Origin of the sequence: Nocardia callitridis (assembly GCF_039543305.1) — a bacterium.
GTDB lineage: Bacteria > Actinomycetota > Actinomycetes > Mycobacteriales > Mycobacteriaceae > Nocardia > Nocardia callitridis.
On sequence record NZ_BAABJM010000001.1, the window covers coordinates 908,999 to 924,078 of the forward strand.

The 15,080-nt window shown below is 66.1% G+C and carries 14 protein-coding genes; 7 read left to right on the forward strand and 7 right to left on the reverse strand.

Going from position 1 to position 15,080, the window contains the following annotated elements; all coding sequences use genetic code 11:
- Positions 1–183: 183 nt before the first annotated feature.
- Together ABEA50_RS03885 and ABEA50_RS03890 are read right to left on the reverse strand one after the other, a co-directional pair.
- Positions 184–1,746, reverse strand: coding sequence for an acyl-CoA synthetase (locus tag ABEA50_RS03885; protein WP_345493613.1), 1,563 nt, complete (start codon positions 1,744–1,746; stop codon positions 184–186).
- Between the two features lie 21 nt (positions 1,747–1,767).
- Complete coding sequence (locus tag ABEA50_RS03890; RefSeq protein ID WP_345493614.1) at positions 1,768–2,805, reverse strand: LLM class F420-dependent oxidoreductase; 1,038 nt, start codon at positions 2,803–2,805, stop codon at positions 1,768–1,770.
- Between the two features lie 92 nt (positions 2,806–2,897).
- On the opposite strand from ABEA50_RS03890, the gene ABEA50_RS03895 reads away from it, so the two are divergent.
- From ABEA50_RS03895 to ABEA50_RS03915, 5 genes are all read left to right on the forward strand, one after another.
- Positions 2,898–3,884, forward strand: a complete 987-nt coding sequence (locus ABEA50_RS03895) for a Zn-ribbon domain-containing OB-fold protein (protein ID WP_345494641.1) — start codon at positions 2,898–2,900, stop codon at positions 3,882–3,884.
- Between the two features lie 12 nt (positions 3,885–3,896).
- Positions 3,897–4,958: a thiolase domain-containing protein gene (locus ABEA50_RS03900; protein ID WP_345493615.1), complete on the forward strand. Its 1,062-nt coding sequence runs from the start codon at positions 3,897–3,899 to the stop codon at positions 4,956–4,958.
- Positions 4,955–6,121, forward strand: coding sequence for a thiolase domain-containing protein (locus tag ABEA50_RS03905; RefSeq protein ID WP_345493616.1), 1,167 nt, complete (start codon positions 4,955–4,957; stop codon positions 6,119–6,121). The genes ABEA50_RS03900 and ABEA50_RS03905 overlap by 4 nt, the downstream gene beginning before the upstream one ends.
- A gap of 79 nt (positions 6,122–6,200) precedes the next feature.
- Positions 6,201–7,082: a TIGR03619 family F420-dependent LLM class oxidoreductase gene (locus ABEA50_RS03910; protein ID WP_345494642.1), complete on the forward strand. Its 882-nt coding sequence runs from the start codon at positions 6,201–6,203 to the stop codon at positions 7,080–7,082.
- 27 nt (positions 7,083–7,109) lie between these two features.
- Positions 7,110–7,529 carry a nuclear transport factor 2 family protein gene (locus ABEA50_RS03915; RefSeq protein WP_345493617.1) on the forward strand — a complete coding sequence of 140 codons (420 nt, stop codon included), beginning with the start codon at positions 7,110–7,112 and terminating at the stop codon, positions 7,527–7,529.
- Positions 7,530–7,606: 77 nt separating this feature from the next.
- Here ABEA50_RS03915 and ABEA50_RS03920 read toward each other — a convergent pair whose 3' ends face one another.
- Complete coding sequence (locus ABEA50_RS03920) at positions 7,607–8,908, reverse strand: cytochrome P450 (RefSeq protein ID WP_425577521.1); 1,302 nt, start codon at positions 8,906–8,908, stop codon at positions 7,607–7,609.
- Between the two features lie 101 nt (positions 8,909–9,009).
- On the opposite strand from ABEA50_RS03920, the gene ABEA50_RS03925 reads away from it, so the two are divergent.
- Together ABEA50_RS03925 and ABEA50_RS03930 are read left to right on the forward strand one after the other, a co-directional pair.
- A complete protein-coding gene (locus ABEA50_RS03925) occupies positions 9,010–10,173 on the forward strand; it encodes a steroid 3-ketoacyl-CoA thiolase (protein WP_345493619.1) in 1,164 nt (387 codons plus the stop codon).
- A 362-nt stretch (positions 10,174–10,535) separates the two neighbouring features.
- Positions 10,536–10,952 carry a helix-turn-helix domain-containing protein gene (locus ABEA50_RS03930; RefSeq protein ID WP_014348820.1) on the forward strand — a complete coding sequence of 139 codons (417 nt, stop codon included), beginning with the start codon at positions 10,536–10,538 and terminating at the stop codon, positions 10,950–10,952.
- Positions 10,953–11,295: 343 nt separating this feature from the next.
- Here the strand turns inward: ABEA50_RS03930 and ABEA50_RS03935 are convergent, their stop codons facing one another.
- From ABEA50_RS03935 to ABEA50_RS03950, 4 genes are all read right to left on the reverse strand, one after another.
- On the reverse strand, positions 11,296–12,303 hold the full coding sequence (locus ABEA50_RS03935) for a hypothetical protein (RefSeq protein WP_345493620.1): 1,008 nt from the start codon (positions 12,301–12,303) through the stop codon (positions 11,296–11,298).
- Entirely contained in the window at positions 12,300–12,785 is a 486-nt protein-coding gene (locus tag ABEA50_RS03940) for an ImmA/IrrE family metallo-endopeptidase (RefSeq protein WP_345494643.1), read from the reverse strand. The genes ABEA50_RS03935 and ABEA50_RS03940 overlap by 4 nt, the downstream gene beginning before the upstream one ends.
- A gap of 53 nt (positions 12,786–12,838) precedes the next feature.
- On the reverse strand, positions 12,839–14,005 hold the full coding sequence (locus ABEA50_RS03945; protein WP_345493621.1) for a hypothetical protein: 1,167 nt from the start codon (positions 14,003–14,005) through the stop codon (positions 12,839–12,841).
- Between the two features lie 121 nt (positions 14,006–14,126).
- On the reverse strand, positions 14,127–15,038 hold the full coding sequence (locus ABEA50_RS03950; protein WP_345493622.1) for an SDR family oxidoreductase: 912 nt from the start codon (positions 15,036–15,038) through the stop codon (positions 14,127–14,129).
- Positions 15,039–15,080: the final 42 nt, after the last annotated feature.

Below are 15,080 nucleotides of genomic sequence, written 5' to 3' on the forward strand. Positions count from 1 at the left end.
TCGGCGCGAGGCACGCCGCCCGGGAGCGCTGCGCGCGAATACCGAGCACGGGCGCGCTTCGAGCCCGTGCTCGGTCCATCGATCCAACCCTGCCCATCGCCGCGATATCAACCAGCACAACGGGTTACGCGGCAAGCACCGACCGGAGAGCGGATCGGTCGACGCCGACTGATTCGAATCGGCTCAGGTGTATTGCTCGCGCAGCTTGCGCTTGTAGAGCTTGCCGTTGGGGTCGCGGGGCAGCTCGGGGAGGTAGTCGATCGACTTCGGGATCTTGTATTTCGCCAGTTGGGTGGCCGCGAAGGCCAGTAGCTCGGCGGTGAGTTCGTCGTCGCCCGCGAGTGCGTTGCCCTCGGCGTCGGCGGCCGGTTGCACGACCGCCTTCACCTCCTGGCCCCAATCCGGGTGCGGGATACCGAAAACCGCGACGTCGGTGACCTTCGGATGGGTGATGAGCACCGTCTCGACTTCGGCGGGATAGATGTTCACGCCGCCGGAGAGGATGAGGTCCGAGCGCCGATCGTGCAGGTAGAGGTAGCCGTCCTCGTCGAGGTGGCCGATGTCGCCGACGGTGAACAGATCACCGACTCGTGAATCCTCGGTCTTGGTCTTGTCGTGGTGGTATTCGAAGCTGGAGGTGCCCATCTTCATGTAGACCAGGCCGGGCTCACCGGTGGCGACCTCGGTGCCGTCTTCCTCACTGAGCACCTTGATCGTCGACCACGGCCACGCCGTACCCACCGAACCGGGCTTGCGCAGCCAGTCGGTCCCGTTGATCACCGTGCCGCCGCCCTCGGTGGCCGCGTAGTACTCGGTGACCGTCGGCCCCCACCATTCGAGCATCTTGCGCTTGGTCTCCTGTGGGCACGGCGCGGCGCCGTGCACCATGCTGCGCAACGAGGACACGTCGTACTTCGCGCGCACGTCGTCGGGCAACGCCAGCAGCCGGTGGAACTGGGTCGGCACCATATGGCTGTGGGTAACCCGATGTTGCTGGATCAACCGCAGCATGTCCTCGGCGTCCCAGCGGTCCATCAGAACCAGCTTGTGCCCCAACTGAATCGAGATGGTCGCGAAGTTCAGTACGGCCGTGTGATAGAGCGGCGAACCGCAGATGTGCACGTGGTCGTCGTAGGGCGCGAGTTCGAACAGGCCGAAGAAGGCGCTGCTGTAGGGCGGGACCACGTCGGGGTCGTTGCCGGTGAGCGGGCGTCGAACTCCCTTGGGCCGACCCGTCGTTCCCGAGGTGTAGAGCATCGGCGCACCGGTGCTTCGGTCGCTCGGTCGCCCGGTTTCGGCGGCACCCAACCAGGCCAGCGACTTGAAGCCCTCGATCTCGCCGACCGAGAAGCGTGCCGTGGCAGGCAATCCGGCTTCGTCGGCCGCGGCGCGCGCGGCAGCCGCGAAGCGGTCGCTGGCGATGAACGCCTTGGCCTCGCTGTCGGCGAGGATGTAGGCGACCTCCGGTCCGGTGAGATGCCAGTTCACCGCGACGATGTACAGCCCGGCCTGGTACGCGGCGAAGTAGGCGGCGATCGCCTCCACGCTGTTGTGCACCATGCTCACCAACACGTCACCGGTGTGCAGGCCGAGCCCGCGCAACCCGGTGGCGTATCTGTTGGCCAAGCTGGCCAACTCGCGATAGGTCACCTCCTTGCCGTTCGGATCGACCATGGCGATCCGGTCGGGTTCGGCCTCGGCGATGTTCCACAGCCCGAGAATTTTTACTGACTCCTGCGTCGTCACCCTTTGAATCTAGAACGTGTTCTACATATCGACAAGGGGTGCGAGCCGATGCAATTGCTCGACATCTGGAGCCGACACCAACATCATCGTGACACCGGCCGCCTCCCACACCTTCAATCGATCGCGAACGTGCGCCTCATCGCCGATGATCGCGGTATCGAGGATCATCTCGTCCGGCACCAACGCCGCCGCCCGCTCCTTCTCGCCCGCCTGGAACAGCCTGCCGATCTCGTCGACCTCACGCTCGTAGCCCATCCGCCGGTACACCTGGGCATGGAAGTTCAGCTCGGGCGCGCCCATGCCGCCCAGGTAGAGCGCCATTATCCAGCGCATGCGTTCCAGTTCACCGGACGCGTCGTCGGTGATCACCACCTGACAACTCGCGGCGATCTCGAAGTCCTCCCTGCGGCGCCGCGCACCCGACCTGGCGAAACCCTCGTCCAGCCAGTCGTTGTACATTCCGGCCAGCCGAGGCGCGTAATAGATGGCCAGCCAGCCGTCGGCGATCTCGGCGGTGAGCGCGACGTTTTTCGGGCCCTCGGCGCCGAGCCAAATCGGCAGGTCAGCGCGCAGCGGATGCACGATCGGCTTGAGCGGCTTGCCGAGTCCGAGCGCGCCGGGTCCGGTGTAGGGCAGACGATAGTGCGGCCCCTCGTTGGTCACCGGCGCCTGTCGGGCCAGCACCTTGCGCACGATGTCGACGTACTCCCTGGTGCGCGCCAACGGCTTGGCGAACGGCTGCCCGTACCAGCCCTCGACCACCTGCGGGCCGGAGACGCCGAGTCCGAGAATCATGCGTCCACCACTGAGGTGGTCGAGGGTGAGCGCGTGCATCGCGGTCGCGGCGGGTGTGCGCGCCGACATCTGCACCACCGAGGTCCCCAGGCGCACGCGGTGCGTCGACGAGCCCCACCAGGCCAGTGGATCGAAGGCATCCGAACCCCAGGATTCGGCGGCGAATACCGCGTCGAATCCGGCATTCTCCGCCGCGACGACCAATTCACCCGCATGCGGAGGCGGCTGGGCCATCCAGTACCCGAGTTGCAGTCCGAACTTCATGCTCGACCCCTTTCGCTGCCAACTGCTTGCCAGCAGAATAAGAACCTGTTCTACTCGATATCGTGACCCAAGGGAATACCGCATCCACGGCAATAGCGAGTGGACAGGCTACGGGACAGGACGCGCCCGACGTGCTCAGCGCGCCCCTCCGGGTGCAATTCGACTACACCCGCTCGACCGGACCGACCATCGGCCGATTTCTGACGAATCTGCGCGATCGACACATTGTCGGCGTTCGCGGTTCCGACGGTCGCGTGATCGTGCCTCCGCAAGAATTCGACGCGACTACCACCGAGCCATTGACCGAATTCGTCGATGTCGGCGATACCGGCACCGTCCAATCGTGGTCCTGGGTCGCCGATCCATTGCCCGGCCAGCCGTTCGACCGCCCCTTCGCCTGGGCGCTGATCCGGCTCGACGGCGCCGATACCGCGCTACTGCACGCCGTCGACGTCACCGCGCCCGACCAGATCCACACCGGCCAGCGGGTAGCGGCACGGTGGGCCGCGCAGACCACCGGCACCATCCACGACATCGAGTGCTTCGAGCCGGGCGAAAAGTCCAACGCACCAAGCGAATCCAACCCCGAGGCCGCCGAGCCGGTCACGATGGTCACCACGCCGGTCGATCTGTCGTATCAGCACAGCGCCTCACCCCAGGAGACCGTGTACCTGCGCGGACTGGCCGAAGGCAAGCTGTTCGGCGGCCGCACCGACGCCGCGGGCAAGGTCTACTTCCCGCCGCGCGGAGCGAACCCGACCGACGGCAGGCCGACCGACGAGATGGTGGAGCTGTCCGATCGCGGCATCGTCACCACCTTCTGCATCGTGAACGTGCCGTTCCTCGGCCAGCGGATCAAGCCGCCGTACGTCGGTGCCTACATCCTGCTCGACGGCGCCGACATTCCGGTGCTGCACCTGGTGCTGGGGTGCGATGCGAGCGAGGTGCGCATGGGCATGCGGGTCGAGGCGGTGTGGAAACCGCGCGAGGAGTGGGGCTTCGGCCTCGCGAACGTCGACCATTTCCGACCGACCGGTGAGCCGGACGCCGAGTACGACTCCTTCAAGCATCACCTGTGAGAGGCACGCACGTTGACTGACAACGCCACCGACATCGCGATCGTGGGTTTCGCCCACGCACCGCACGTGCCGGAAACCTACGGCACCACCAACGGTGTCGAAATGCTGGTGCCGTGTTTCCAGCAGCTCTACGCCCAACTGGACATCACCAAGTCCGATATCGACTTCTGGTGCTCGGGCTCCTCGGATTACCTTGCCGGGCGGGCCTTCTCGTTCATCTCCGCGATCGATGCGATCGGCGCGGTACCGCCGATCAACGAGTCGCACGTGGAGATGGACGCCGCATGGGCACTGTATGAGGCGTGGGTGAAGCTGCGCTCCGGCCAGGCCGACACCGCACTGGTCTACGGCTTCGGTAAGTCGTCGGCCGGCACGCTACGCAAGGTGTTGGCGATGCAGCTCGACCCCTACCTGGTGACCCCGCTGTGGCCGGACTCGGTGTCGATCGCGGGCCTGCAGGCTCGTGCGGGGCTGGACGCGGGACGCTGGAGCGAACGCGACATGGCCTCGGTCGCCGCTGGCGCCCATGGCGACGTCGAAAGCTTGCTCGGCACACCGTATGTCGCCGATCCGTTCCGCGCCCACGACGTCGCGCCGGTCACCGATGGCGCGGCCGCGGTCGTGCTCGCCGTCGGCGACCGCGCCAGGCAGTTGTGCGAACGACCCGCCTGGATCACCGGCATCGAGCATCGCATCGACAGTCCCGCGCTGGGAGCTCGCGACCTGACCGTGTCCCCGTCGACCGCTGCCGCCGCGCGCGCCGCGACCGGCGGCGACGCCGGCGGCTTCGATATCGCCGAACTGCATGCGCCGTTCAGCCACCAGCAGCTCATTCTCGCCGAGGCCATCGGCCTGGCTTCCAGCACCACGATCAATCCGTCGGGCGGTGCGCTGGCAGGAAATCCGATGTTCGCCGCCGGCCTGGAACGCATCGGTTACGCAGCGCAGGCGATCATGACGGGTTCGGCGGGCAAGGCGCTCGCCCACGCGACGAGCGGGCCCGCACTGCAACAGAATTTGGTAGCCGCCTTGGCCGACTCGGCCACCGGTACGACAGGGGAGGCGACTCGATGAGCGTGCCCGCCGCGGTGCTCGGCACCGGACAAACACATCACGTGACGAAACGACACGACGTGTCGATGGCCGGAATGTGCCGCGAGGCAATCGACCGCGCGCTCACCGATTCCGGCCTCACCATGGCCGATATCGATGCGGTGGTCATCGGCAAGGCGCCCGACCTCTTCGAGGGCGTGATGATGCCCGAGCTGTATCTTGCCGACGCGTTGGGCGCCACCGGGAAGCCGCTGCTGCGCGTACACACCGCGGGTTCGGTCGGCGGTTCGACGGCCATCGTCGCCTCCAACCTCGTCCAGGCGGGTGTGCACAAGCGCGTGCTCGCGATCGCCTGGGAGAAGCAATCGGAATCGAACGCCATGTGGGCGTTGTCGATCGGCGTTCCGTTCACCATGCCGGTCGGCGCGGGCGCGGGCGGCTACTTCGCGCCGCATGTGCGCTCCTACATTCGCAGGGCGCACGCACCCGACCACATCGGCGCCGCCGTCGCGGTGAAGGACCGGCGCAACGGCGCGAAGAATCCATACGCGCACCTGAAGCAGCCCGATATCACCATGGAGTCGGTGCTCAGCTCCCAAATGCTCTGGGACCCCATTCGTTTCGACGAAACCTGCCCCTCCTCGGACGGCGCGTGCGCGGTGGTGATCGGCGACGAGCAGGCCGCGACGACGGTCGAAGCCACCGGAAAGCAGGTGGCCTGGATTCACGCGACAGCGATGCGCACCGAACCCACGACCTTCGCCGGGCGCGACCAGGTGAGCCCACAGGCCGGTAAGGACGCGGCCGCCGCACTGTGGAAGACCGCGGGGATCACCAGCCCGATCGATGAGATCGACGTCGCCGAGATCTACGTGCCGTTCTCCTGGTTCGAACCGATGTGGCTGGAGAATCTCGGTTTCGCTCCCGAGGGTGGCGGCTGGAAACTCACCGACGCGGGCGAAACCGCGATCGGCGGGAAACTGCCGGTCAACCCGTCCGGCGGGGTGCTCTCGTCCAATCCGATCGGCGCCTCCGGCATGATCCGGTTCGCCGAGGCCGCCAAACAGGTGATGCAGCGCGCCGGTGACTACCAGGTCGAGGGCGCGCGCACAGCGCTCGGCCACGCCTACGGCGGCGGATCACAGTATTTCTCCATGTGGGTTGTCGGCTCGGAACGCCGATGAACACCCACCACTATTCGACAGCGTCCTTCGCCGCTATCCGCGCCGAAGGTCTCGTGCGGGAGGCAGCACAGTGAGTGCACTGAAATTCACCCTCGGTATCGCGCTCAGCCCGTTGGACCAGCTACCGGAACTGGCGAAAACCGCAGAGGAATGCGGGTTTTCGTCGATCGCGTTGCCGGACTCGCTGTTCTATATGCAGAGTGCGGCCGCCGACTACCCCTACACCCCCGACGGCGCCCGATTCTGGGGACCCGACACCCCGTGGGTCGACCCACTGATCGCCACGGCGACGATGGCCGCGGTGACCAGTCGCCTGCGCTTCTACACCAATGTGCTCAAACTCGGCTCGCGCAACCCGTTACTGCTGGCCCGCCAGGTCGGCTCGGTCGCCAACCTTTCCGGTAATCGCTTCGGCTTCGGCGTCGGAATCGGCTGGGCCCCCGAGGAATTCGAATGGTGCGGAGTACCGTTCGCGCGCAGGGGCGCGCGGGTTGATGAGATGATCGAGGTCATCAAGTTGACCCTCGCCGGCGGCATGGTCGAATTCCACGGCGAGTTCTTCGATTTCGATCCCTTGCAGATCAGCCCGGCCCCCACCGAGCCGGTGCCGTTCTACATCGGCGGGCACACCAACGTCGCGCTGCGCCGCGCCGCACGCGTCGGTGACGGCTGGACTTCAGCCATGATGACCTACGACCAACTGTGCACCACCATCGGCAAGCTCGACGCACTGCGCGCCGAATTCGGCCGCGCCGAAGAACCTTTCGAAATCCAGGCCGTCTGCATCGACCGTTTCGGCCGGTCCGGCTACCAGGATTTGGTCGACGCGGGCATCACCGACGCGATCGTGATTCCGTGGATGGCCGACGGCATCGGCTTCGACGGTGACCTCGCGGCCAAGCAGGATTCGATGCGCCGCTTCGCCGCCGAACACATCGCGCAACCGGTTCTCGCGCGATGAACTCCCCCGGACCGCAGGAGCAGTGATATGACTACCGGCAACGACAGTCCCGCCCGCACCGCGGGTCTCGCCTCACAGGCCGCGGTGATCGCCAGGGACAAGCAGGCGTGGGTGGCGCTGTTCGCCGAGGACGGCATCGTCGAAGATCCCATCGGCCCTTCGGGTTTCGATCCCGAGGGCGCGGGCCACCGTGGTCGCGACGCTATCGCGTCGTTCTGGGACAAGTCGATCGGCCAGACCGAGAAGATCGAATTCCTGTTCGGCGACTCGTTCGCCTGCGGCGACGAGATCGCCTTCACCGGCACCATCCGCAGCACCATGGGTGGACATCTGATCGACGCGGACGGCGTGTTCACCTACCGCGTGGACGACACCGGCAAGATCGCCGCGCTGCGTGCCTTCTGGGAGGTCGACCGCGCCATGGCGACGGCACGCAAGGCCGAGTAGTCGACCACGAACCGAAAGCATAAGCCCTCGACCGGAATTCCGGTCGAGGGCTTATTCGTAGGCGCGCCAGGCGCCGGTCAGTGCTTGACCGGGCAGGTCTTGTAATCCACCGAGAATTCCTTGATGCCGTTGAGCCAGCCCGAGCGCAGCCGCTTCGGGTCGCCGACCTTGGTGATGTCGGGCAGATGGTCGGCGATCGCGTTGAAGATCAGGTCGATCTCCAGTCGCGCCAGGTTCGCGCCGACGCAGTAGTGCTCGCCGGTGCCACCGAAGGCCAGGTGGTCGTTGTTCTTTCGGGTGATGTCGAACCTGTCCGGTTCGTCGAAGACACTCTCGTCGCGGTTGGCCGAGCCGTACACCATGACCACCCGCTGGCCCTTCTTGATCTGTTCACCGCCCAGTTCGGTGTCCACCAGCGCGGTGCGCTGGAACGAATTGACCGGGGTGGCCCAGCGGATGATCTCGTCCACCGCGGTGGCCGGGCGTTCCTTCTTGAACAGCTCCCACTGGTCGGGGTTGTCCAGGAAGGCGACCATGCCGTGGCTGATCGCGTTGCGTGTGGTTTCGTTGCCCGCGACCGCCAGCAGGATCACGAAGAACCCGAACTCTGCCTCGGTGAGCTTGTCACCGTCGATATCGGCCTCGAGCAGGGTGGTGACAATGTCGTCGGCCGGGCATTTCTTGCGCTGTTCGGCCATCTGGTACGCGTAGCCGAGCACCTCGGCCGAGGAGGTGACGGGGTCGACGTCGATATCGGGGTCGTCGTAGCCGGTCATCTCGTTCGACCAGGCGAACACCTTCATCCGGTCTTCCTGCGGAATACCGATCAGCTCGGCGATCGCCTGCAACGGCAGCTCGCACGCGATCTGGGTGACGAAGTCGCCGTCGCCGGAGGCCGCGGCACGGTCGACGATCTCCTTGGCGCGCGCCGAAAGCTCCGCGCGCAGGCCGTTGATCGCGCGCGGGGTGAAGCCGCGGGAGATGATCTTGCGCAGCTTGGTGTGCTCGGGTGCGTCCATATTGAGCAGCACCACGCGCTGCATCTCGATGTTCTCGCGCTGGATGTCGTCGTTGAAGCGCGGGATGGCGGTGTTCTCGAACGCGGAGAACACGTCGTTGCGCCGGGATACCTCCTTGACCAGCGCATGGGTACTGACCACCCAGAAGCCGTCGTCGTGGAATCCGCTCACCTCGGGTGACTGCGGATTCCACCAGATCGGCGCGCTCCTGCGCAGCTCGGCGAATTCCTCGCCGGGAACCCGCTGCGCGAAGATCTCCGGGTCGGTGACGTCGAACCCGTCCGGCAGGTTCGGTCGGGCGCTGCGAGGGTCAACCACCAGATGTCTCCTTCGACAAACTGAAACACGTTCTATAATCATTGAAGCACAGGCGGAAGTTTGTGGAAAGCAACCGGACAGAATCACCAGTGTTCACCCCGGTGAACTCGTTACAGTTTTCTGTCCTGAACGAAAGGTTGGACATGGGAAATCCCGTTATCGTCGAGGCTGCGCGCACTCCGATCGGCAAGCGCGGCGGATGGTTGTCCGGCCTACACGCGGCCGAGCTCCTCGGACTAGCGCAACGCGGACTCCTCGAACGTGCCCACCTCGACCCGGCTCAGGTCGAGCAGGTGATCGGCGGCTGTGTCACCCAGGCGGGCGAACAGTCCAACAACATCACCCGTGTCGCCTGGCTACACGCGGGACTGCCGTGGCAGGTCGGCGCGAGCACCGTCGACGCACAGTGCGGCTCGGCACAACAGGCCAACCATCTGATCGCCGGACTCATCGCGAGCGACGCGATCGACGTCGGCGTCGCCTGCGGCATCGAGGCGATGAGCAGGGTGCCCCTCGGCGCCAACGTCGGCACCAACGCTGGGCCGCGTCGACCGGAGTCCTGGGACATCGACCTGCCCGACCAGTTCACCGCCGCGGAGCGAATCGCCAAGCGGCGCGGTATCTCTCGCACCGATGTGGATGAATTCGGCGCTCGCTCACAGCGTTTGGCCGCACAAGCCTGGGCAGAGGGACGCTTCGATCGCGAGGTACTGAGCGTCACCGCGCCCGCGGTCGACAAGGAGGGCAACCGCACCGGCGAGAAGCTCACCGTCAGCAAGGACCAGGGCTTGCGCGAGACCACGGCGGAGGGTCTGGCCAAGCTGAAGCCGGTGATCGAGGGTGGCGTACACACCGCCGGTACCTCGTCACAGATCTCCGACGGCGCCGCAGCCGTTCTCTTGATGGACGAGAAGGCCGCACGGGCAGCGGGTTTGCGACCGAGGGCGCGGATCGTCACCCAGGCACTGGTGGGCGCGGAAACGGAATTCCACCTCGACGGGCCGGTACAGGCGTGCAGCCGACTACTGGAGCGCTCCGGGATGAGCATCAACGATATCGACCTGTTCGAGATCAATGAGGCCTTCGCCTCGGTGCCGCTGTCCTGGATATCGGTGCACAAGCCCGACCTCGACAGGGTGAATGTGAATGGCGGTGCCATCGCGATCGGGCACCCGGTAGGCTCGACCGGATCCCGGTTGATCACAACGGCTTTGCACGAACTGGAGCGGACCGACCGCAGCACAGCGATGGTGTTGATGTGTGCCGGTGGCGCACTGGCGACAGGAACGATCATCGAGCGGTTGTAGGACGACAAACTAATCTAGACCGATTGGTTGAACGTTCATGTTAAATGCCGCAAAACGTGTCGTACACCACAGAAGCCGAAACCCATCCAACTGAATGAGACGTCAGCTAACTTGTGGTTACCGTTAGCTCTGCGAAGAAGACCTTCGCGACGGGCCAGAACCTCGCCGTATCAGCGCTTCTCGAAGGCCGTTGGCGTGACCCGCAAACGCCACGGTCGAGCGGTGTCCAGAGCAGTTCTACCTACAAGGTTCAAGGAAATCCTGAATCAGGCGTAGGTTTTCAGTTACTGAGCCGCTAATATCAATGATACGTATCCGAGATAACGACTGTTAGTACAGCGAAGGGAATTGGGCGGCTCACAATGGCTGATTTCGCGGCGCGGCTGAACAAGCTGTTCGAAACCGTGCATCCCCCGGGGCGCAAGCCGCATACAAACGCGGAGGTTGCGGCTGCGCTGACAGCCTCCGGGCATCCGATCTCGAAACCGTACCTCTCGCAGTTACGGTCGGGACAGCGGACGAATCCGTCCGACGAGACGGTCGCCGCCCTGGCGAAGTTCTTCAAGGTCAAGCCGGACTACTTCTTCAACGACATCTACGCCGCCAAGATCGATCATGATCTCGAGCTGTTGTCCCAGCTGCAAGGCTACGGACTGCGCAGATTGTCGAGTAGGGCGTTCGACCTGTCCGAGGAATCTCAGAACCTGCTCACCTCCATGGCGGAGAAGCTGCGGGCGAGCGAAGGCTTACCCGAGGTACCGCCGGACGGCACCGAATAGGTTCTCCCGCACGAGAAAAGCGCAGTGCGACCCCACGGGTCGCACTGCGCTTCGTCGATGAGCGCCGCGTGGGTCGCGAGCGCCATCCGAGCCTGCCCGAGTGGAATCGCTCGGATACGTAGCGGCTCCTACCGGTAAGCCAGCACAGCGTGTCGCGCGGTAGCCGATTTCATGACACGCCACCTAATTTTGTTCGCACATTCGTGTTACATCACATACCGCCGGAATCGAAAACAACATTCGGCACGGTATCCCGCAACTTCGAGGCACCATCACAGCAGCCGGGATTGCGATCGAAACCGTACAGTCCTGCGGCGAATTAGAACTTTCCCGCAGCAAGATCTCAATTACGCACGGGAACCGACGCGTTCGCCGCCAACACCTGAGCGATCGCCTGTACCCAGCCGCGCGTGCTGATCCCCTGGGGCGCGGCCACCCATCGCGCGTCGAGCACCAGCTCACCCAGCGGGTGCCGCACCCACTGCGCCACCAGCTCCGCGCGTTCGGTCACCGACGACGGCGGTTCCGGGATGGCGGCAACCACCACACTTCCGGACTGCAGATACAGCGCGTCCATGATCTGGGCAACCTGATCCGATGCCTTCAGCTGGGTGGAGGAACTGGTTTGGTCGTGCGCGACCACCTCCGGGAACCGAGCGACCAACAGCCGGTGCAGCGGTCGAATCCTGCGCAGTGCCACCCGCGCCCGCCACCACAACTCCACCACGATCCACACCGCACCGAGTGCGACCAGCAGTGCGGCCACCTCCCACACCGGCCACGCCCAGGTCGGATTGCCCGGCGCCACCCGCACCGCGTGACTGAACGCGCGCTCGATCTTCAGCACCGCCAATACGCCGATCACCGTCGTGCCCAGGGTATAGAGGGCGATGCCGCGACCGAGCGTTGTCCAATCGAGGCTGCGCAGGCCCGTAGTCACGATGAAGACGCAACCCGCGACTACGATCACCCACCCGAAGGTGAACGACCACACCAGGCTGACCACCACCGCCAAAAACCCTGCGGTGTAAATCATTACGGCGATTTGACGCAAATTACGCCGCGATACGACCGGCCACGCGGCAGCGGCGACCACCGAGGTCGCGCTCGCGAACACGATCCACGCGGACACCACCACACCATCGGACAACCAACCCGCGTGCACCCCACCCGGCAGCAGATTATCCAGCGCCACCGCGATCTCGGGCACCGCGACCGTGGCGGCCAACGCCACGGCGGCCACCGCGAGCACGATCGCCGCGCGCGCCGTCGTCGCGGGCTTGACCAGCACACGCCCGACGCGAGCGCCCGCGGCCATCCACACCAGCAGAGCCGTCAACCACAGGGTCATCCGAGCGCCTCATCGAATCGAAGGACCGAGACACCGGTGCCTCGGTTGTTGAACACGCGCAACCGGATCATCAACATCGCGGCGAAAGTCTCTGCCTCCCATTCGGCCAACTCGTCCTCGCCGTCGTCGACGATCTGTTGATGCGCCCGCTGACTGAGCATGTACGCGATCAGGTCATCGCTGGCCGCGAGCGCCACCTCGGGTGCGGGCGCCCCCTCGTGGTCGAACACGATGTGGCCCAGTTCGTGTGCCAAGGTGTGGTCGCGGCTCGGCAGCGACTCCGCGAGCACGATCACGTCGCGTTCGGGGTAATAGCGGCGCTGTCCACACACACCGGGACCCAATTGCGCACTGGCGATTTCGATTTCGCGGCCGCGTTCGCTGGCGATCGCGTCGACCACCTGATCGAGGGTGGTCGCGTCGGAATCGGCGGCCACCGCGCACACCGCGTCGACCGCGGCGGCGACCCTGCGATAGGACATGGCGCGGCTCAGCGCGTTCTCGCTGGACTTGTTCTCGCTCAACTGCCTGCCCCTCACGGCCTCGGGAAGAACTGGGCACGGGCGGCGTCGACTCTGGCCTGCGCGGCCGAAGCACCTTGGAAACTCACCGCACCCGAACCCGCACCGACCAGACCGAGCGCGAGTAGACCGCCGATGACCGACAGCAACTTCGGTGCTGGCAAGGGACTCTGCGCACTGGTGGGGCGCACCTCGGGACTCGGTTTCGCCGGCGCGGCCACGGGCGGTGAGGCCACCGGTGGCGCGGGCGGGGCCGGGGCCGCAGGTGCTGGCGCGACCGCGGGGACCGGTGCCAGCGCGGGAATGGCGGGCGCCGCAGGCACCGGGGCCGGGGGAAATGCCAAGGGCGGCAACGCGGGTACCGGTGGCGGCGGCGGGATCAGCAACAACAACAGCAGCGGCGATGCCGAACCGACAGCGGCCGAACCCACCGCGGCCGAGCCTGTCGCGGCCGAACCCGTCGCGGCGGAACCGACACCAGCAGAACCCACCCCTGCCGAACCGACAGCAGCCGAACCCGTTCCCGCCGCTCCGAGACCGGCCGAACCGACCGCCGCCGAACCGGTGGCCAGCGCGGCCGAGCCCGTACCGAGCGCCGCCGAACCTGTGCCCGCCGCAGCCGAACCCGTCCCCGCCGCAGCGGAACCCACGGCGGCGGAGCCGGCACCAAGTGTGGCGCCGAGACCCGCCGAACCGGAGCCGAGCAAGACTCCCAAACCCGCAGAGCCGGAACCCAATACCGCGCCGAGACCAGCGGAACCAGTACCGAGTGCCGCGCCGAGACCGGCTGACCCAGCGGCAGCGGAACCGGCTGCGGCAGACCCGCCAGCAGCAGACCCGGCTGCGGCAGACCCGGCTGCGGCAGACCCGGCTGCGGCAGACCCGGCTGCGGCAGACCCGGCTGCGGCAGACCCGGCACCGGTGGCCGCCGAGCCGGAAGCATCGATGGACTCCGCGGGCGCCTGACTCACCTCGGCGCGACCGGGCACGCTCAAGGGCGACCAGGATTCGTCGGTGTCATAGGAAGGCGCGGACGGGTCGGGCACGCAACTCGGGCACTGCCCCGGCTGTGCCTGCGCCGCCATCGGGGCGCCGAATAGCACGAAGCCGGAAACGATTCCGGCCACTACCAACCCACCGAATGTGCGACCTGCGGCCATGCGCCGAGCCTTCCCCTTCATCACCTCACGCTGTACTGCGCAAACATTGCCCGGTCACGGCGCTCACACGGGACTTTCCTCAGGAACAGGTGCCCATGATAAACCCCGGCGGGATCGGCGCGGACGTTCGGGGCAAAACGGGTCAGGCTCCGTATACCGGTTCCTGCGCGACGGATCCGGCGATCAGGTCCGCGACCACCGGTCCGAGTTCGGCGGGGTCCCATCGCGCACCGCGATCGACCGGGGTGCCGTGGCGCCACCCGTCACCCAGTGCGACCTTGCCCGCCTCGACCTCGAACATCCGTCCGGTGACCCGTGCCGATTGCGTGCTGCCCAACCAGACGACCAGGGGCGAGACGTTCTCCGGAGCCATCGCGTCGAAACCGTCTTCCGGTGCGGCCATGGTCTCAGCGAAGACGGTCTCGGTCATCCTGGTGCGCGCCGAGGGCGCGATCGCGTTCACCGTGACGCCGTAGCGGCCGAATTCGGCGGACGCGGTGAGGGTGAGTCCGGCGATGCCCGCCTTGGCCGCACCGTAATTGCCCTGTCCGACACTGCCTTGCAGCCCGGCGCCGGAACTGGTGTTGATGATTCGCGCGTCCACGTGCCGTCCCGCCTTGGACTCGCCGCGCCAGTACTCGGCCGCGTGCCGCATGGTGCAGAAATGCCCCTTGAGGTGCACGCGGATCACCGCGTCCCATTCGTCCTCGCCGAGATTCACCAGCATCCGATCGCGGACGAACCCGGCGTTGTTGACCAGCACGTCGAGGCCACCGAAGGTGTCGATCGCCTGCCTGATCAGCCGCCGAGATCCTGCCCAGTCCGCGACATCGTCACCATTGGCCACCGCCTCACCGCCGAGCGCCTTGATCTCCGCGACCACCTGCTCACCCGGTGTCTCGCCAGTCGAAGCGCCGTCGAGCGCGGTGCCGATGTCGTTGACCACCACGCGCGCACCCTCGGCCGCGAAGGCCAGCGCGTGCGCACGGCCGATGCCTCGGCCGGCGCCGGTGACGATCACGGTGCGCCCGGCGCAGATCTGCTCGGTTCCCATACCTGTGTCCTGTTCGTCTTCTCGGGTGTGCGGCGGGGTGCC